The sequence below is a fragment of the Duganella sp. GW821-FHT07F09 genome (assembly GCF_059418705.1).
Genome location: NZ_JBWKQJ010000004.1, coordinates 91,987 through 108,381, shown reverse-complemented (window position 1 = coordinate 108,381; position 16,395 = coordinate 91,987). Strand labels below are relative to the sequence as shown.

The following is a 16,395-nucleotide window of genomic DNA, read 5'->3' as shown; positions in this document are numbered from 1 at the left end:
GTGGTTCGGCGGTGAAATACCCATGTATTTAGCAAAGGACAACTGATTCTGGCACAGCCACGAAACTAAACAATAGCAATAACACGCTAGCTGTTATGTGATTTTTAAATGGTGTTCAGCTTCAGCTCGACGTCGATGTTGCCGCGCGTCGCTTTCGAGTACGGGCAGGTCTGATGCGCGGCGTCGACCACCGCCTGCGCGATCCCGCGCTCCACGCCGGGCATGTTGATGTTCAACCGCGCCCGCAAAAAGTAACCGCCCTCCCCGTGGCACAGGTCGATCCCGGCGTCGACCGACAATTCAGGCGGCAACCGCACCTCCAGCTTGCCGGCGGCCAGCCCCATCGCGCCGATGAAGCAGGCGGACCAGCCCGCCGCCAGCAATTGCTCCGGATTGGTGCCCGTCCCGGCCGATCCGGGCGAAGACAGTTTGATGTCCAGGCGTCCGTCCGCGCTGCGGGCGGCGCCGTCGCGGCCGCCGGAGGTGGTGTGGGTGCTGCCGGTGTACAGCGTTTTTTCAGTGTGGTTCATGATCGTTTCCTTTGTATGTGAATAAATGTGTGTGCGGCTCAGTTCAACTTCGCCACATCGAGAATGGCCCGGGCGAAGGCCTGTGGCGCTTCCTGCGGCAGGTTGTGGCCGATGCCGCCGGTCAGCAACCTGTGTTCATACTTGCCCTTGAATTTCTTCGCGTAGTTCTTCGGATCGGGATGCGGTGCGCCGTTGGCGTCGCCTTCCATCGTGATGGTCGGCACGCCGATGTCGGGGAAGCGCGCCAACTGCCGTTCCAGATCGTCATAGCGCGCTTCGCTTGGCGCCAGGCCCAGCCGCCAGCGGTAGTTGCCGATCGAGATGGCGACGTGGTCCGGATTGTCGAGCGACGCGGCCGAGCGGACGAACGTGGCGTCGTCGAATTTCCATTGCGGCGAGGCCAGTTCCCAGATCAGCCGAGCGAACGCGTGGGTGTTGGCGCGGTAGCCCAGCTCGCCTCGCTCGGTGGCGAAGTAATACTGGTACCACCACTGCAGCTCGGCCTTGGGCGACAGCGGCGCCCGGTTCGCTTCCTGGCTGCCGATCAGATACCCGCTGACCGCCACCAGCGCCGTGAAGCGTTGCGGCCACAACGCCGCCAGTGTGCCGGCGATCCTGGCGCCCCAGTCGAAGCCGGCGACGATGGCCTTATCGATCTTCAGCGCGTCCATGAAGGCGACCGCATCGGCGGTAAAGGCCGCCTGCTGGCCGTTGCGCGGCGTGTGCGGCGATAGAAACCGCGTGCTGCCATAACCGCGCAGGTGAGGAATGATCACGCGGTATCCCGCCGCGACCAGGACAGGCGCCACGTCGACGAAGGCATGGATGTCGTAGGGCCAGCCGTGCAACAGCAATATCGGCGTGCCGTCGGATGGCCCCATGTCGACGTACCCGACGTCGAGCAGGCCGGCGTTAATCTGCCGGATCGCGGGGAAGGCGTTCGCCGGCGACAAGGTGGCGGCAAAAGCGACACCCGCATGCCCGATCTGGCTCGCGGCCAGTCCCAGCGCGGCCGTATTCAAAAAGCCGCGGCGCTTCATGTTGGTAGGTTCAGTCATGACGATTCCTTTCGATGTATGAATACGGATTACTTGGACGCGAGCGCCGGCTCGGCCAGCAAGGTGCGGATCTTGGCCTCGGTCGCCGCGTACGCGCCTTCGCCGAAGTGCTGGTAAACCACCTTCCCCTGCTTGTCGATCAGGTACACGGCGGGCCAGTACTGGTTGTTGTAGGCGCTCCAGGTGGCGTACTGGTTGTCCTGGGCGACCGGATAGGTGATGCCGAAGCGCTTGATCGCGGTCTTCACGTTGTCGGTGGAGCGCTCGAACGGATATTCCGGGGTGTGTACGCCCACCACCACCAGGCCCTGGTCCTTGTACTTCTCGTGCCAGCTCTTCACATAGGGCAGCGTGCGGATGCAGTTGATGCAGGTGTAGGTCCAAAAGTCGACCAGCACGACCCTGCCGCGCAACTGGCCCATGGCCAGCGGCTCGCTATTGAGCCATTGCTGGATGCCGGTGAATTGCGGCGCCACAGTCGGAGCGACCGGTGCCGCCGTTGCCGCTGCGGTGAAGACGGCGGACGACAAGGCGATGGCGGCCAGGGTGGTTTGGAAAACGGATTTCATGTTCAATATCCTTTCAGGGTGGGGAAAAAGTCGGCGAGGGCCGCGTAGATCACAACGTCGTACTGGAAGTAGATGGCGAAGCCGGTCAGCAGGATCAGCACACCGAATACCTGGATCAGGCGATGGGAATGGCGCGCCAGCACCCGCACCCGCGTCGCCATGAACTGGCCGCCGTAGGCGATCACCAGCATCGGTATGCCGGCGCCGAGGGCGTACATCACCAGCAGCGTGGCCGACCAGCCGATGTCCTGCGCCTTGGCGACCAGCACCAGGATCGACGCCAGCACCGGACCGGCGCACGGCGTCCACACGGCGCCGAGGGACATGCCGAGCACGAAGCCGCCGGCGTTGCCGCTGCTGCCGTCCGCCGACGGGCCGGCGCGGTGCAGGAAACCGCCCATGCGGGCCATCAGCCATTCGTAGGGCTGGCGCCACAACATCAGCAAGCCGGTCAGCATCAGCATGGCGATGCCGGCCAGGCGCAGCGTCTCGTGGGCGACGACCACGTGCTGCGAGGCGCTGGCCAGCAGCATGCCCAGCGCGGCGAAGGTCAGCACGAAGCCGGCCACGATGAACAGCGGGCGGCTGCGGTTTGTGCGCTGGTTCGTACCCTGCAACGTGCTGCCCAATACGATCGGCAGGATAGGCAGCACGCAGGGAGAGGCGATGGTCAGCACGCCGGCGAGCGTCGCCAGCGGCAGTTCGATAAGGTTGTTCATGGCTTGTCCTCCTGTTTTGGAAGACTCCATTTAATCGGTGCGGTGTGTATCGGCTGTGTCCAAAAACCCGGCTTTTGCAATGTTGTGTGTACAGGGTCGATCCGGATACACTGGGATACAAAGCGGGCGATAGGACCCTCTTTCACAGGTTAAGATGCGTCCATGGAAAATACAGACCACATCCTCATCGTCGACGACGACCGCGAAATCCGCGAACTGCTGGCCGCTTATCTGGAAAAGAACGGCATGCGCGCCACCGTGGCGGCGAACGGCCGCCAGATGCGCGCGCTGCTGGAACAACAGAACTTCGATCTGCTGGTGCTGGACCTGATGCTGCCCGGCGAGGACGGCCTGACCCTGTGCCGTGAACTGCGCGCCAGCAAATGGCGCGCGCTGCCGGTGCTGATGCTGACCGCGCGCGCCGAGGAGACCGACCGCATCGTCGGGCTGGAGATGGGCGCCGACGATTACCTGACCAAGCCTTTCGCCGTGCGGGAACTGTTCGCCCGCATCCGCTCGGTGCTGCGCCGCGCGCGCATGCTGCCACCCAATATGCAGGTCGACGAGCCGGGGCAGTTCATCACCTTCGGCGACTGGAGGCTGGACACCGTCGGCCGCCACCTGCTGGACCGCGCCGGCACGGTGGTCTCGCTGAGCGGCGCCGAATACCGCTTGCTGCGCGTGTTCCTCGACCATCCGCGCCGGGTGCTGACGCGCGACCAGCTGCTCAACCTCACGCAAGGGCGCGACGCCGACAGCTTCGACCGCTCGATCGATCTGCTGGTGAGCCGCCTGCGCCAGCGACTGCTGGACGACGCGCGCGAGCCCCGTTACATTAAAACCTTGCGCAGCGAAGGCTATGTGTTCTCCTGCGAGGTCGATCCCGGAGGCGCGGCATGACCCGGCTGCATTGGCCACGCACGCTGTTCACGCGTCTGACGCTGATCCTGTTCATCGGCCTGGCGGCGGCCCACGCGATGTCGTACTGGCTGATCGTCAGCGAGCGGCGCGAAGCGACCACCGGTTTGATGCTCGGCTATCTGGAGCAGGACGTCGCCAGCTCGGTGGCGTTGCTGGACCATCTGCCGGCCGACGAACGCGGGGCATGGTTGCCACGGCTGGAACGCCGCAGCTATCGATTTTCGCTGGGGCCGGGCGACACGGGCCATGCGCCCGACAGCGAGTTGTCGAAGCGGGCCGCCGCATCGTTCGTCAAGTCCATCGGCAAACAGTATCCGGTCACCGCCAGCGCGGTACCGGGCCATCCTAACCGCGTCCAGGCGCACGTGACGCTCAGCGACGGCGCCACGCTGGTCATCGACATGCGGCCTACCGGCCTGCCGATTCCGGCGTGGCTGCCGGCGGTGCTGCTGTCGCAGCTCGCGTTGCTGGCGGTGGTCACGTGGTACGGCGTGCGGCTGGCCACCCGCCCGCTGGCGCAACTGGCCGACGCCGCCGACCGGCTCGGGCCGGACCTGGCATCCGATCCCGTGCCCGAAAGCGGGCCGCTGGAGGTGGCACGCGCAGCGCGCGCGTTCAACGCCATGCGACAACGCATCGCGGCCCACCTGGGCGAACGCACCCAGATCCTGGCGGCGATTTCCCATGATTTGCAAACGCCTATCACGCGCATGCGCATGCGTGCCGACATGATGGACGACGACGTCCAACGCGAAAAAATGAACCGCGATCTGATCGAGATGGAAATGCTGGTGCGCGACGGCGTGGCCTATGCGCGCACCTTGCACGGCACGTCGGAGGAGGCGTGCCGCGTCGATCTGGACTCGCTGCTGGGGAGCCTGGTCGGGGATTATCTGGATGGCGGGCATGCGATCAAGCTGGACGGCCAAGCCGGCGCGCCCGTGGTCACGCGCCCGCACACGCTGCGCAGGGTGCTGGGGAATCTGATCGACAACGCCATCAAGTATGCCGGCTCGGCGGAGCTGCACGTCGGCGCTGCCGACGGCCGGGTGACGATCCGCGTGCGGGATCACGGACCGGGGATTCCCGATGCGGAGTTGGACAACGTGATGCAACCGTTCTATCGCCTTGAAGCCTCGCGCAACCGCGACACCGGCGGCACCGGACTGGGGTTGGCGATCGCGGGGCAACTGGCGCAGGCCATCGATGCCACGCTCAGCCTGCGCAACCATCCCGACGGCGGGCTGGAGGCCAGCCTGACCTTGCCGTCGTAGGGCGGATTAGGCGGAACGCCGTAATCCGCCATGAGCCGCCGACGGAGCTTGGCCGATTACGCTGCGCTAATCCGCCCTACGTGATGTAGATGAACGCTTAACTTAGCGGCATTAGGACCTGACCCCGAAGGTTTGACACCGGGGCTTACTCGGCCAGCTTGACCATCTCGCGGTACAGGTCGGCCTTGCCTTCGAAGCCGATGCCGGGCAGTTCCGGCAACATGATGTGGCCGTTCTCGACCTTGACGCCGTCGGGGAAGCCGCCGTACGGCTGGAACAGGTCCGGGTACGATTCGTTGCCGCCCAGGCCCAGGCCGGCGGCGATGTTCAGCGACATCTGGTGGCCGCCGTGCGGGATGCAGCGCTTGGCCGACCAGCCGTGCTCGCGCAGCATGTCGAGCGTGCGCAGGTATTCGACCAGGCCGTAGCTGAGCGCGCAGTCGAACTGCAGCCAGTCGCGGTCGGCGCGCATGCCGCCGTAGCGGATCAGGTTGCGCGCGTCCTGCATCGAGAACAGGTCTTCGCCCGTCGCCATCGGATTCGTGTAGTAGTTGCGCAAGGTCGCCTGCAGTTCGAAATCCAGCGGGTCGCCCGGCTCCTCGTACCAGAACAGGTCGTACTGCGACAGCGCCTTGGCGTACCGGATCGCGGTGTCGAGGTCGAAGCGGCCGTTGGCGTCGACCGCCAGTTTCTGGCCGTCCTGCAGCACGCTCAGCACCGAGTCGATACGGCGCAGGTCCTCGTCCAGCGAGGCGCCGCCGATCTTCTTCTTGACCACGGTGTAGCCACGGTCGATGTAGCTGCGCATCTCGTCCTTGAGCTTGTTGTGGTCCTGGCCCGGGTAGTAGTAGCCGCCGGCGGCGTAGACGAAGATGTTGCGGTCGGCCTTGCCGTCGCCGTAGCGATCGGCAAGCAGTTGGAACAGCGGCTTGCCTTCGATCTTGGCGACCGCGTCCCACACCGCCATGTCGATGGTGCCGATCGCCACCGAACGCTCGCCGTGCCCGCCCGGCTTTTCGTTGGTGAACATGCAGTTCCAGATCTTGTGCGGGTCCAGATTGTTGCCGCTGTCGTCGACCAGGCTTTGCGGATCGGCCTCGAGGATGCGCGGGATGAAGCGCTCGCGCATCAGCTTGCCCTGACCGTAGCGGCCGTTCGAGTTGAAGCCGTAGCCGATCACCGGCTTGCCGTCGCGGATGACGTCGGTCACCACCGCCACCAGGCTCAAGGTCATCTTGCTGAAGTCGATGTAGGCATTGCGGATCGGGGAGCTGATCGGGACGGTTTTTTCGCGGATTTCAACAATTTTCATGGTAAGTCTCCTGGGTGTGGGGCGCTGTGCTCAGCCAATGACGCCAGCTTACTCTTGAATTTGACTGTTAAAATTAACCTAAATTAAAACCTTTATTCACTTTAAATGAAAATTGAAACCGCACCCGACCTGGCGTTTTTCGTACTGCTGGCGAAATTGGGTAGCATGTCGGCCACCGCCCGCGAGCTGGGCGTCACGCCGCCGGCCATCACCAAGCGTTTGAGCCTGATGGAGCAAAAGCTCGGCGTGCGGCTGGTCAACCGCACCACGCGGCGCATCAGCCTGACCCAGGAGGGGGAAACCTACCTGGCGCAATCGACGCATATCCTGCACCAGATACGCGAGATGGAGGAATCGATTTCCAGCGGCCGCGCCGCGCCCAAGGGACTGCTGCGCGTGAACGCCACGCCCGGCTTCGGCCGCACGCGGATCGCGCCTATCGTCTCGCGCTTCGCGCACGCGTACCCCGAGGTGGAGGTGGAACTGCATTTGACCGACCGCCCTATCAGCCTGGTGGAGGAGGCCTACGATCTGGCGATCCGCTTCGGCGAACTGCCCGATACGCGCCTGACCGCGCGCAAGCTGATGTCGAACAAGCGATTTTTGTGCGCGTCACCGGCGTACCTAAAAAAAGCCGGCGAGCCGCAAAACCCCGCCGAACTGCACCGGCACCGCTGCATCCTGCACCGCCAGAACGACGACGTGTACGGCACCTGGCGGCTACAAAAAGGCAAAGCGGTGGAACTGGTGAAAGTGCGCGGCGCGGTCTCGAGCAACGACGGCGATATCGTCATGAACTGGGCGCTGGACGGCCACGGAATCGTCCAGCGCTCGGAATGGGATGTCGCGAAATACCTGGAAAGCGGCCGCTTGAAGGAGATCATGAAGGACTACAGGCTGCCGGACGCGGACCTGTATCTGTATTACCTTAGCCGCAGCAACCTGCCGGCGAAGGTCCGCGCGTTCATCGACTTCCTCGTCGAGGAGTTCAGCTGACGCTTTGTTCGCCCTACTTTCCGTAGACTCCGCTGATAACGATGTAGTCGCCGGTGCGCTCCAGGTACGTCGAGCGCGGCTCCATCTTCTGTGCCACCGGATTGTTCCACTCGAAATTCACCCAGCCGCTGCCCTTGGTCTTGGCCAGTTCGACCTGCTCGCGCACGAAGGCTTTGCCGTGGACGTCCTTGATCTCAATGAGCGACCTGCCGAGCAACTTCGGATTGACGCCATGCGCCAGCACCGTCCCGTTCATATCCATCACCACGACATACACCTCGCGGTCGACGAACTGTCCTTTCGGGTTGTTGAACTCGGCGAGGGCCTTTTCCTTGCCGTTCTGTTTGAGGTAGTCGATCGCCTTTTTCACCATAGCGACCGCCTCCTCCCTGCTGGCCCGCTGCTCGGCGGCCGATACGCCCAACGACAACGCCACGGCGAAAAACGCGAAAACAATCTTGAGTATCTGTGCACGCATGTTAACTCTCCTTGGATATGGACAAAAGACGATCAGAACGTATGACGAACCCCGACGGACACGCCGGACTGGCTCATACCCTGCCCCACCGTGCCGCCGGCGTCGAGCGAGATCGCGGCCAGGCCGGCGTTCTTCATGCGGCCGAGCGAGCTGTAAACCGCCGTGCGCTTCGACAGGAAGTACGTCAAACGTAGCGCCGTCAGCGTTGAATCGTTGCCGCTGTGCTTAACATCGTGACGGGCGACCTGCGCGTCCAGCGTCAGCATCGGCATCAGCGGATAACTCGCGCCCAGGTAGTACAAATTCGACTCAAGATCGTTGACGCGCGTGGCGGCCACCTTCTTGCGCGCCATGACGCCGGTGCCGATGCGCCATTCGCCCGCCATCACGTAACCGTTCAAGGTGGTGCGGCGGTCGCTGCTCTCGCTGGTGGTCAGCCCCGCCGCCGCGCCGGTGTTGCCGTACATGATGTCGTAGGTCGCGGTCACTCCCAGCCGCTTGTTGTCATACCCCAGCAAACCGGTTACCTGGCGGCACGCCTTGGAATTGCCGGCCACCTCCCCGCCGCAACCGGTGGCTGGCGGTCCGCCCGCCGAAGAAGCGTCGCGCCCGAAGCTGTAGGTGGCACCCACCGTGAAATCGGAGAAATTCCCAAGGTAGCCGATCGCGTTGTCGCTGCGCGCGTTCGGGATGTACGAATCGATGCTGGACATGCTGAACAGGTTCGGACCGAGCACGTCCGACTTGAGCGACGCCAGGAAGGTCATGTTGATCTGCCGGCCCAAGGTCAAGGTGCCGAACGCGCCTTTCAGTCCGACGGACGCCTGGCGGCCGAACAGCCGGTTCCCCTGCCCCATCGTCCCGGTGTCGACATTGACGCCGCTCTCCAGCGTGAACACGGCCTGCAAGCCGCCGCCCAGATCCTCGACGCCCCTGAAGCCGATGCGCGACGGCAGGCTGCCCGTCAAACCGGGCACCTTGACGACCGAGTTGCCGGCCGCGTTGGCGTTGGTGGTGTACACCACGCCGCTATCGAGCAGCCCGTAGATACTGACACTGCTTTGCGCCATGGCGCCGTGGGTGGCGAGGCTGCCGAGGCAGGCGATGGCGCAGGCATATGCTGTCTTCTTCATTACATGTTCTCCGTTATAGTTTTTAGTTGGTGCTACGGGTACTTCTGCTGCTTTTCTACTGCTTGGGTACTATTTATTCGCTGTCCGGCTGACGCCCGGGGTGCGCCTGCTCGAACGCGGGCAATTCCAGGCATGCCGCCTCGATGGCCAGCAGGGTGGGGAAAGGCGCCACGTCCATGCCGAAACGACGCGCCGCGAACAGCTGCGGAACCAGACAGCAATCGGCCATCGTCGGCGAATCCCCGACGCAGTAGCGGCCCCGCTGCGCAACGCGCGCCAGCTCCGCCTCGAGCGCCGTCAGGCCGATGCCGTGCCAGTGGCTGATCCAAGCATTCTTCGCGCCTTCATCCACGCCCATAGGGCCGGTCAGATACTTCAGCACGCGCAGGTTGTTCAACGGGTGGATATCGCACGCCATGGCCAGCGACAGCTGGCGCACCCGCGCACGCCCTTGCGCGGTCGCCGGCATCAGCGGTGTGGCGGGATGGGTCTCGTCCAGATATTCGATGATGGCCAGCGACTGGCCGACATCGAACCCGCCGTCGCTCAGCACCGGCACCAGTTGCTGCGGATTGCGTCCGCTGAAGGCAGGCTGGAACTGTTCGCCGCCATCGCGGTTCAAATGCACCGATACGTAGTCGAAAGGCAGCCCCTTGAGACCCAGCGCGATGCGCACGCGATAAGCCGACGAACTGCGGAAATAGTTATGCAATACCAGCTGCGGGTTGGACGCTTCCATCATGAGACTCCCATATATTGCTGAACGACGGCGGGGTCGGCGCGCAGCGCGTCCGAGCTTCCCTGCCAGACCACTTTGCCTTTTTCCAGCACGAAGTGCCGGTCGGCGAACTTGAGCAAGGCGCCCACGTTCTTGTCGATGACGATTTGCGACAGTCCTTCCGCCTTCAACGCCGCCAGGGCGGCCCAGATCTCCGCGCGGATGATGGGCGCCAGGCCCTCCGTGGCCTCGTCCAGCACCAGCAGCAGCGGATTGGTCATCAGCGCGCGGCCGATCGCCAGCATCTGCTGCTCGCCGCCGGATAGCTGCCAGCCATGGTTGCCGCGCCGCTCCTTCAGGCGCGGGAAGAAACGGTAGACGCGATCCAGCGTCCAGGGCTGCAATTGCGGTTGCCGGTGGCGCGGCGCGCGCGCCGTCGCCACCAGGTTTTCCTCCACCGACAGATTGGGGAACACTTGCCTCCCTTCCGGCACCAGTCCCAGCCCAAGCCGCGCGATGTGGTGCGAAGCCATGCCGGCCAGCGGCCGCCCGCCGAATGCGATGGCGCCGGACTTCGGCGGCAGCATGCCGAACAAGCATTTGATCGTGGTGGAGCGTCCCATGCCGTTACGTCCCAGCAGGGTCACCACTTCGCCGGCGCGCACGTCGAAACTGACGCCGAACAGCGCCTGCGCGTGGCCGTACGACGCGTGCACGTCGCGTACTTCCAATAATGTCGTCATGCCACGACCTCCTCTTCGCCCAGGTACACGGCGCGTACCTCGGGATGGTTGCGGATCTCGTCCGGCGTGCCGCAGAACAGAACCTTGCCGTACACCAGAACGGTGATGCGGTCGGCCAGCGCGAACACCGCGTCCATGTCGTGCTCGATCAGCAGGATGGAGTAACGCCCCTTGAGCCCTGCCAGCATGGACACCACGGCGGCCGACTCCTGCACGCTCATGCCGGCCATCGGTTCATCCAGCAGCAGGAACTTGGGCCGGGCGGCCAGCGCCATCGCCAGTTCGAGCTGGCGGCGTTCGCCGTAGCCCAGGTCCGCCGCCGGCACGCTTGCGCGCGCGGACAGGCCGCAGTCGCGCAGCGCCTCGTCGGCCGCGTCCACCTGCGCGCCGCGCGACATCATCGGCTGCCAGAAGCGCCAGCCATGTTCGCGCGCGCCGATGGCCGCCAGCACGGCATTCTCGCGCACCGTGAAGTCCTCGAAGATGGACGTGATCTGGTAGGAACGCAGCAACCCGCGCCGCGCCCGCGCATGGATCGGCAGGCCGGTGACGTCCTCGCCGTCGTACCAGACCTTGCCCTCGTTCGAGGCCAGTTCGCCGGACAGCTGGTTGATCAGCGTGGTCTTGCCGGCGCCATTGGGACCGATGATGGCGTGCAGTTCGCCGGGACGGATATCGATCGACACCGAATCGGTGACGAGAATGCCGCCATAGCGCTTGACCAACGCTTCGGTTCTCAGGATGCTCATGCGTGTTCTCCCAGGACGCGGTCGGCCGGTGCGGCGGGTGTGGTTACAGGTGCCGGCCGCGGTCCGCGCGCGCCCAGTTTTTCGAGCAGGCCGGCCAGGCCGGCCGTGCGCAGCATCGCCACCATGAAGATCGCCAGGCCGAAGATCGCCGGCCAGTACTCGGTGACCATTTTCAGCACCTCCTCGGCGCCCAGGAAAGCGACGGCGCCCAGCAAGGGCCCGAACACCGTGCCCAAACCACCCAGCACGATCATGACGATCAAGTCGCCGGAGATGATCCAGCTCAGCGTGGCCGGCGAGGCGAACGCCGTCAGGTTAGCCAGCAACATGCCGGCGATCCCGCACAGGACGGCCGACATCACGTACGCCACCAGTTGATAACGCCTGGCCTGAAAACCCACGGCGTTGACGCGGCGCGGATTCTGGCGCGCACCGCGCAGCACCATGCCGAACGGCGAGACCCGCAAGCGCGCGGTCCACCACAGCACCAGGCAAAGCAGCACGAACGCCACGCCGTAGACGAGCAGCGGCTGGCCCAGGTCCTGGCCGAAGAAGCGGCTGGTGCCGGTGATGGGCGTGCCGTCATCGCCGCCGTAATGTTTCAGGCTGACGAACACGAAGTAACCCATTTGCGCGAACGCCAGCGTGATCATGATGAAGCCGATGCCGGTGGTGCGCAGGCTGATGGCGCCGGTGAACAGCCCCACCAAGCCGCAGGACGCGATACACACGGCCAGATGCACCCAGCCACTGTCGATGCCGTGGTAGGCCGGGATCGCGACGCTATAGGCGCCCATACCGAGGAACAGCGCGTGGCCCAAACTCACCAGGCCACCGAAACCCAGCGCCACATTCAACGCGCTGGCGGCGATCGCATAAATGATGATGCGGGCGAAGAACGCCACGTAGAATGGCTGGTCGGCCAATCCGGCCGCCAGCGGCACAAGCGCCAGCAAGAGCAGCAGCAACAGCGGCACCAGCGTGGCCGGCTTGCGCAGGTTGTCGAAGAATGTCATCACGTCCTCCCGGCGGGAAACAGGCCTTGCGGGCGCAGCGCCAGCACCAGCGCCATGAGCAGATAGACCAGCATGGACGCCAGCGCCGGTCCGGCGGCGTTGGCCGTGTCGCGGCTGGCCAGTTCGCGCAGCAGCGTTGGCAGGAAGGCGCGGCCCAGCGTGTCGGCGATGCCGACGATGAGCGCCGCGTAAAAGGCGCCGCTGACCGAGCCAATGCCGCCGATGACGATCACCACCAGCGCGGTGATCAGTACCGGCTCGCCCATGCCGGTCTGGATCGAGTTGATCGGACCGGCCATCACGCCCGCCAGTCCCGCCAGCGCGGCGCCCAGCGAGAACAGCACCGCGTTGAGCAGCTTGATGTCCACGCCCAGCGCCGACACCATCGCCGGATTGACGGCGCCGGCGCGTATCAACATGCCCAGGCGCGTCTTGTGCATCAGCAGGTGCGCGCCGACCGCCACCGCCAGGCCGACCACGATGATGGCGAAGCGGTAGCTTGGATAGGTGATGCCGAGCAGGTCAACGGTGCTTTCCAGGAAAGCGGGCAGCGGCAGGAAGTACGGCTGTGGGCCCCAGATGATGCGCGCGATCTCGTTAAAGAACAGCACCAGGCCGAAGGTGGCCAGCACATGGTCAAGGTGATCGCGCCCGTACAGCCGCGAGATCGCCACCCTTTCCAGCGCGAAGCCGAGCACCACGCAGCCGGCGACGGCGGCCAGCAGCGCCAGTCCGAAGGAGCCGGTGTGCTGGTAGGCCGTGGCGGCGAAGTAGGCGCCCAGCATGTACAGCGAGCCGTGCGCCAGGTTAACGAAGCTCATGATGCCGAACACCAGCGTCAGCCCGGCCGCCAGCAGGAACAGCAGCACGCCGAACTGCAAGCCGTTGAGCAGCTGCGTGAGCAGGAGGTTGAGGGTCATGCCGTTCTACCTTAGCGCAGCGCGCACTTGGACTGGTAGCTGTCGGCATGCGCCGTCAACGGGGTGGCAAGCACCTTCACGGTAGGCACTCCGCCCACATTGGCCACCTGGAAGGCGTAGTAGTTCTGCACCGGCATATTGTTTTTGTTGAACTGGAACGGACCGCGCACAGACTTGAACTCCGAGCCGGCCGCCTTCACGGCGGCGGCCAGCGCGCGCTTGTCGCCCGCCTGCGCGCCCGCCTTGCGCAGCGCCACGTCGAGCAGGCGCCCGGCGTCGTATGCGGCCGCGGCGTACTCGCTCGGCACGCGCTTGTACTTCGCGCTGAAGGCCGAAACGAAGGCGCGGTTTTCCGGCGTGTCCAGCGCGGCATCCCACATGGCGCCGAAGGTGGTGCCGACGGCTGCGCCCTGCAGCGCCGGCATGGTGGTGCCGTCGACCGTGAAGACCGAGAAATTCGGCAGCTTGGCCAGCATCCCGGCCTGGCTCAGTTGACGGATGTAGTTGACGCCCATGCCGCCGGGGTAGAAGGCGAACACCGCGTCCGGCTTGGCCGACTGCAGCTGCGCGATCTCCGCCGAGTAGTCGGACTGGCCGACCTGGGTGTAGACCTCGTCGACCACCTCGCCCTTGAAGTAGCGCTTGAAGCCCAGCAGCATGTCCTTGCCGGCCTGGTAGTTCGGCGCCATCAGGTAGACGCGTTTGTAGCCCTTCTCCTGCATGAACTTGCCCATGCTTTCGGCCGCGCCGTCGTTCTGCCAGGCGACCGAGAACACGTTGGCCGCGCACAGAGCGCCGGCCACCGGCGACGGGCCGGCGTTGGTGGAGATGGCGACGGTGCCGGAATCGACGATCACCTTGTGGCTGGCCATCATCACGTTGGAGAAGCCCAGGCCGACGATGGCGTGCACGCGTTCCTTGTCGATGAATTTGCGGGCGATCTGGTTGCCCACTTCCGGCTTGAGCTGATCGTCCTCCTTCAGCACCGTCACGGCCTGCCCACCGAGCTTGCCGCCGCCCTGCTCCACCGCCAGCATGAAGCCGTCGTACTGGTCCTGCCCCACCACGGCCACCGGACCGGACAAGGGTGCCGAGAAACCGATCTTGATCTGTGCCTGGACCGGCATTTGTGCCGCCAGCAGCAATGCGCATCCGGCGATGATGGTTTTTTTGTTCATTTTGTCTCCTTGTTATAGTTGTTGGATCAGCCCAGGTCCACGTAGACCCGGCCGTTTTCTATCTTAACGGGATAAATGCGCACCGCCTCGGTCGCCGGCTCGCAGGTGGCGTGGCCGTTGCGAATGTCGAACTTCCCCTGGTGCAGCGGGCATTCGATCTCGTGCCCGTCCAGGAAACCGTCGCACAAACGCGCGTTACCGTGGGTGCACAGGCTGGCGGTGGCGAACACCTCGCCGGCCACGCCGTACAGCGCCAGCTCCACGCCGCCGGCGGCCACCGACGTCACATCGTCGTCCGGCACGTCGGCTTCGGCGGCCGCGTCGATCCAGTTGTTTGCCATGGGTGCCTCCTCAGATTGGATAGATCAGCGAATTGGCGATCATCTCGGTGTCGTAAATGCAGTGGCGCTGCTCGAAGCGCAGCCCCTCGGGGGTGACGCGGATGCGGTCCAGATAACGTCCCACGTTGAACACCGAGCTTTCCTGCGACAGCTTGGTGCGGAACACGGCGTAATTCGCCTGGGCCACGATCACGCCATCGGCCACGCTTTCCACCAGCGGCGCTCCGGTCACATGGCGCTGGTAATAGGGATCGTGGAACAAGGTCTCCTTGATGCCGTAGGCGCGGTCGCGCAGCATGCCCTTGCTGAGCAGCGCCAGCGTGGACAGCGGGAAGCCGCGTTCATGATTTTCGCGCGGCTGGATGCGGTAGTCGCAATCCTCCACGAACAGGTCTATCCATTTATCCCAGTCGGCGCTGTCCACGGCCGCTGCGTATTCGGCATAGAGGCGGTTGAGGGCGAGCCAGGTATCGAAGTCCAGTGCGCTCATACGTCCATCACCTTTCTCCAGTACTCGTACATGCCGCGTATCAGCGTCTCGGTCACCATATGGTCGGTGTTCTCGGCGCCGTAGCCGCCCAGTTCCGCGACGGTGCGGTGGTAGGGCTTTTGCTCGAAGCCGTTCTGCGACAGCTCGATCACCTCGCCGTCGTCGGCCGAGACGAAACCGGCGGGGCCGAACAGATTGGCCTGGATCAGACGCCGCCCGGTCATCTCCGGCGTGTCGTCCTCGAAGCCGAAGTGGGTCCAGACGAAATCGAAGGAGCCCTTGCCGTTCGGCTGGATGTGGCGGGTCGACACGCTGTTGACCTGCTGCTGGAAGATCACGCTCGGGAACACCGTCATCATCACGGCGGTCGGTCCCTTCCACCATTCCTCGGGCACGATGTCGAGCAGGCGCTTGTCGTTGATCTCCATGCCGGCCTTGAAGCTGGTCACGCCGGCCGTCACCTCGCTGCTGGCGGCCTGCTGGCCACGGGTGGAGATCATGGCCGCGTGGCGGTGGTGCGCGTCCATCTTCAGTTCCGACTTGTTATCCGCGCGCCACAGGCCGTACGTGACGAACCACGTATGCAGCAGGCCCGGATGGTACGGGTCCTTGATATTCTCCTGCATCAGCTTCCAGTTGCCGGGAATGCGCTGGCGGTTGTAGCCCAGGATGGTCAGCTTGCGGCCGTCGAACAGCCGGTCGAAGTAGCGACACATGTCGGGGCCGAGGAAGTCCTCCAGCGACTCCACGTCATGGTCGAACGATGCGAACACCACGCCGCCGCGCACCGCGACCTTGAGCTTGTTGAGGCCATGGTCGGCGGTGTCGAATTCCTTCGGCATGCCGCCATTGACCTTGCCGTCCTGTTTCACGCCGCGCCGGAAAGGCACGCCTTGCAGGTCGCCCTTCAGCGTGTAGCTCCATTGATGGTACGGACAGACGAATTCCTTCTTGTTGCCGTGACGCTCGCGGCAGAACTGCATGCCGCGGTGCGCGCAGACGTTTTCCACCACGTTGACGCTGCCGTCGGCGGCGCGCGTGAGGATCACGGAACGTTCGCCGATGACGGAGCGCTTGTAGTCGCCGGGATTCGGAATCTCCGCCTCCAGGCCGACATAGCACCAGTGCCCCTGATAGAACATGCGTTCCAGCTCGCGCTTGTAGAGCGACTCGTCGGTGTATGCCCAGAACGGAATGCGGCTCGATCCCGGCTGGTCCCATACGGGTTTGATCGGAAACACGGCGGCCAT

19 protein-coding genes are annotated in these 16,395 nt (G+C 64.5%); 3 read left to right on the top strand and 16 right to left on the bottom strand.

From position 1 onward, the window contains the following. Positions 1 to 104 precede the first annotated feature (104 nt). Genes AC07P1_RS12065 through AC07P1_RS12050 form a run of 4 tightly spaced genes read right to left on the bottom strand, consistent with a single transcriptional unit; the run spans position 105 to position 2,876 of the window. On the bottom strand, positions 105 to 530 hold the full coding sequence (locus AC07P1_RS12065) for an organic hydroperoxide resistance protein (RefSeq protein WP_494696047.1): 426 nt from the start codon (positions 528 to 530) through the stop codon (positions 105 to 107). A gap of 38 nt (positions 531 to 568) precedes the next feature. Beyond that, positions 569 to 1,588, bottom strand: coding sequence for an alpha/beta fold hydrolase (locus AC07P1_RS12060; protein ID WP_494696046.1), 1,020 nt, complete (start codon positions 1,586 to 1,588; stop codon positions 569 to 571). 29 nt (positions 1,589 to 1,617) lie between these two features. Continuing rightward, the gene (locus AC07P1_RS12055) at positions 1,618 to 2,157 is read right to left on the bottom strand and encodes a thioredoxin family protein (RefSeq protein WP_494696045.1); all 540 of its coding nucleotides are present in this window, start codon (positions 2,155 to 2,157) and stop codon (positions 1,618 to 1,620) included. 2 nt (positions 2,158 to 2,159) lie between these two features. After that, positions 2,160 to 2,876, bottom strand: coding sequence for a cytochrome c biogenesis CcdA family protein (locus tag AC07P1_RS12050; protein ID WP_494696044.1), 717 nt, complete (start codon positions 2,874 to 2,876; stop codon positions 2,160 to 2,162). 162 nt (positions 2,877 to 3,038) lie between these two features. On the opposite strand from AC07P1_RS12050, the gene AC07P1_RS12045 reads away from it, so the two are divergent. After that, complete coding sequence (locus AC07P1_RS12045; protein ID WP_494696043.1) at positions 3,039 to 3,776, top strand: response regulator; 738 nt, start codon at positions 3,039 to 3,041, stop codon at positions 3,774 to 3,776. Further along, the gene (locus AC07P1_RS12040; RefSeq protein WP_494696042.1) at positions 3,773 to 5,071 is read left to right on the top strand and encodes an ATP-binding protein; all 1,299 of its coding nucleotides are present in this window, start codon (positions 3,773 to 3,775) and stop codon (positions 5,069 to 5,071) included. The genes AC07P1_RS12045 and AC07P1_RS12040 overlap by 4 nt, the downstream gene beginning before the upstream one ends. 145 nt (positions 5,072 to 5,216) lie before the next feature. Here the strand turns inward: AC07P1_RS12040 and AC07P1_RS12035 are convergent, their stop codons facing one another. Then, positions 5,217 to 6,383, bottom strand: a complete 1,167-nt coding sequence (locus AC07P1_RS12035; protein ID WP_494696041.1) for a mandelate racemase/muconate lactonizing enzyme family protein — start codon at positions 6,381 to 6,383, stop codon at positions 5,217 to 5,219. A 105-nt stretch (positions 6,384 to 6,488) separates the two neighbouring features. Here AC07P1_RS12035 and AC07P1_RS12030 point away from each other — a divergent pair, with 105 nt between their 5' ends. Continuing rightward, complete coding sequence (locus tag AC07P1_RS12030) at positions 6,489 to 7,379, top strand: LysR family transcriptional regulator (RefSeq protein ID WP_494696040.1); 891 nt, start codon at positions 6,489 to 6,491, stop codon at positions 7,377 to 7,379. 13 nt (positions 7,380 to 7,392) lie between these two features. On the opposite strand, the gene AC07P1_RS12025 is transcribed toward AC07P1_RS12030, so the two are convergent. The 11 genes from AC07P1_RS12025 to AC07P1_RS11975 all read right to left on the bottom strand — a co-directional run bounded on the left by AC07P1_RS12025 (position 7,393) and on the right by AC07P1_RS11975 (position 16,395). After that, entirely contained in the window at positions 7,393 to 7,857 is a 465-nt protein-coding gene (locus tag AC07P1_RS12025; RefSeq protein ID WP_494696039.1) for a cache domain-containing protein, read from the bottom strand. Between the two features lie 32 nt (positions 7,858 to 7,889). Beyond that, positions 7,890 to 8,990: a porin gene (locus AC07P1_RS12020; RefSeq protein WP_494696038.1), complete on the bottom strand. Its 1,101-nt coding sequence runs from the start codon at positions 8,988 to 8,990 to the stop codon at positions 7,890 to 7,892. 73 nt (positions 8,991 to 9,063) lie between these two features. Further along, complete coding sequence (gene maiA / locus AC07P1_RS12015) at positions 9,064 to 9,708, bottom strand: maleylacetoacetate isomerase (RefSeq protein ID WP_494696454.1); 645 nt, start codon at positions 9,706 to 9,708, stop codon at positions 9,064 to 9,066. Between the two features lie 20 nt (positions 9,709 to 9,728). After that, positions 9,729 to 10,451, bottom strand: a complete 723-nt coding sequence (locus AC07P1_RS12010) for an ABC transporter ATP-binding protein (RefSeq protein ID WP_494696037.1) — start codon at positions 10,449 to 10,451, stop codon at positions 9,729 to 9,731. Next, positions 10,448 to 11,200 (bottom strand): ABC transporter ATP-binding protein, encoded by a 753-nt coding sequence (locus AC07P1_RS12005; RefSeq protein ID WP_494696036.1) that lies wholly within the window; start codon positions 11,198 to 11,200, stop codon positions 10,448 to 10,450. The genes AC07P1_RS12010 and AC07P1_RS12005 overlap by 4 nt, the downstream gene beginning before the upstream one ends. After that, positions 11,197 to 12,216: a branched-chain amino acid ABC transporter permease gene (locus tag AC07P1_RS12000; protein WP_494696035.1), complete on the bottom strand. Its 1,020-nt coding sequence runs from the start codon at positions 12,214 to 12,216 to the stop codon at positions 11,197 to 11,199. Before AC07P1_RS12000 ends, AC07P1_RS12005 begins: the two co-directional genes overlap by 4 nt. Next, complete coding sequence (locus AC07P1_RS11995) at positions 12,216 to 13,136, bottom strand: branched-chain amino acid ABC transporter permease (RefSeq protein ID WP_494696034.1); 921 nt, start codon at positions 13,134 to 13,136, stop codon at positions 12,216 to 12,218. Before AC07P1_RS11995 ends, AC07P1_RS12000 begins: the two co-directional genes overlap by 1 nt. Positions 13,137 to 13,147: 11 nt before the next feature. Beyond that, entirely contained in the window at positions 13,148 to 14,314 is a 1,167-nt protein-coding gene (locus tag AC07P1_RS11990) for an ABC transporter substrate-binding protein (protein WP_494696033.1), read from the bottom strand. Positions 14,315 to 14,340: 26 nt separating this feature from the next. Next, positions 14,341 to 14,655, bottom strand: a complete 315-nt coding sequence (locus AC07P1_RS11985; protein WP_494696032.1) for a non-heme iron oxygenase ferredoxin subunit — start codon at positions 14,653 to 14,655, stop codon at positions 14,341 to 14,343. A 10-nt stretch (positions 14,656 to 14,665) separates the two neighbouring features. Continuing rightward, entirely contained in the window at positions 14,666 to 15,145 is a 480-nt protein-coding gene (locus AC07P1_RS11980) for an aromatic-ring-hydroxylating dioxygenase subunit beta (RefSeq protein WP_494696031.1), read from the bottom strand. After that, positions 15,142 to 16,395 (bottom strand): aromatic ring-hydroxylating dioxygenase subunit alpha, encoded by a 1,254-nt coding sequence (locus AC07P1_RS11975; RefSeq protein WP_494696030.1) that lies wholly within the window; start codon positions 16,393 to 16,395, stop codon positions 15,142 to 15,144. Before AC07P1_RS11975 ends, AC07P1_RS11980 begins: the two co-directional genes overlap by 4 nt.

Coding starts and splice junctions, on each gene's coding strand:
- AC07P1_RS12055 (WP_494696045.1), bottom strand. CDS start 2,157: ATGAAATCCGTTTTCCAAACCACCCTGGCCGCCATCGCCTTGTCGTCC.
- AC07P1_RS12040 (WP_494696042.1), top strand. CDS start 3,773: ATGACCCGGCTGCATTGGCCACGCACGCTGTTCACGCGTCTGACGCTG.
- AC07P1_RS11975 (WP_494696030.1), bottom strand. CDS start 16,395: ATGGCCGCCGTGTTTCCGATCAAACCCGTATGGGACCAGCCGGGATCG.
- AC07P1_RS12045 (WP_494696043.1), top strand. CDS start 3,039: ATGGAAAATACAGACCACATCCTCATCGTCGACGACGACCGCGAAATC.
- AC07P1_RS12035 (WP_494696041.1), bottom strand. CDS start 6,383: ATGAAAATTGTTGAAATCCGCGAAAAAACCGTCCCGATCAGCTCCCCG.
- AC07P1_RS12005 (WP_494696036.1), bottom strand. CDS start 11,200: ATGAGCATCCTGAGAACCGAAGCGTTGGTCAAGCGCTATGGCGGCATT.
- AC07P1_RS12060 (WP_494696046.1), bottom strand. CDS start 1,588: ATGACTGAACCTACCAACATGAAGCGCCGCGGCTTTTTGAATACGGCC.
- AC07P1_RS12025 (WP_494696039.1), bottom strand. CDS start 7,857: ATGCGTGCACAGATACTCAAGATTGTTTTCGCGTTTTTCGCCGTGGCG.
- AC07P1_RS11995 (WP_494696034.1), bottom strand. CDS start 13,136: ATGACCCTCAACCTCCTGCTCACGCAGCTGCTCAACGGCTTGCAGTTC.
- AC07P1_RS12030 (WP_494696040.1), top strand. CDS start 6,489: ATGAAAATTGAAACCGCACCCGACCTGGCGTTTTTCGTACTGCTGGCG.
- AC07P1_RS11985 (WP_494696032.1), bottom strand. CDS start 14,655: ATGGCAAACAACTGGATCGACGCGGCCGCCGAAGCCGACGTGCCGGAC.
- AC07P1_RS12010 (WP_494696037.1), bottom strand. CDS start 10,451: ATGACGACATTATTGGAAGTACGCGACGTGCACGCGTCGTACGGCCAC.
- AC07P1_RS12020 (WP_494696038.1), bottom strand. CDS start 8,990: ATGAAGAAGACAGCATATGCCTGCGCCATCGCCTGCCTCGGCAGCCTC.
- AC07P1_RS12065 (WP_494696047.1), bottom strand. CDS start 530: ATGAACCACACTGAAAAAACGCTGTACACCGGCAGCACCCACACCACC.
- AC07P1_RS12050 (WP_494696044.1), bottom strand. CDS start 2,876: ATGAACAACCTTATCGAACTGCCGCTGGCGACGCTCGCCGGCGTGCTG.
- AC07P1_RS11990 (WP_494696033.1), bottom strand. CDS start 14,314: ATGAACAAAAAAACCATCATCGCCGGATGCGCATTGCTGCTGGCGGCA.
- AC07P1_RS12000 (WP_494696035.1), bottom strand. CDS start 12,216: ATGACATTCTTCGACAACCTGCGCAAGCCGGCCACGCTGGTGCCGCTG.
- AC07P1_RS11980 (WP_494696031.1), bottom strand. CDS start 15,145: ATGAGCGCACTGGACTTCGATACCTGGCTCGCCCTCAACCGCCTCTAT.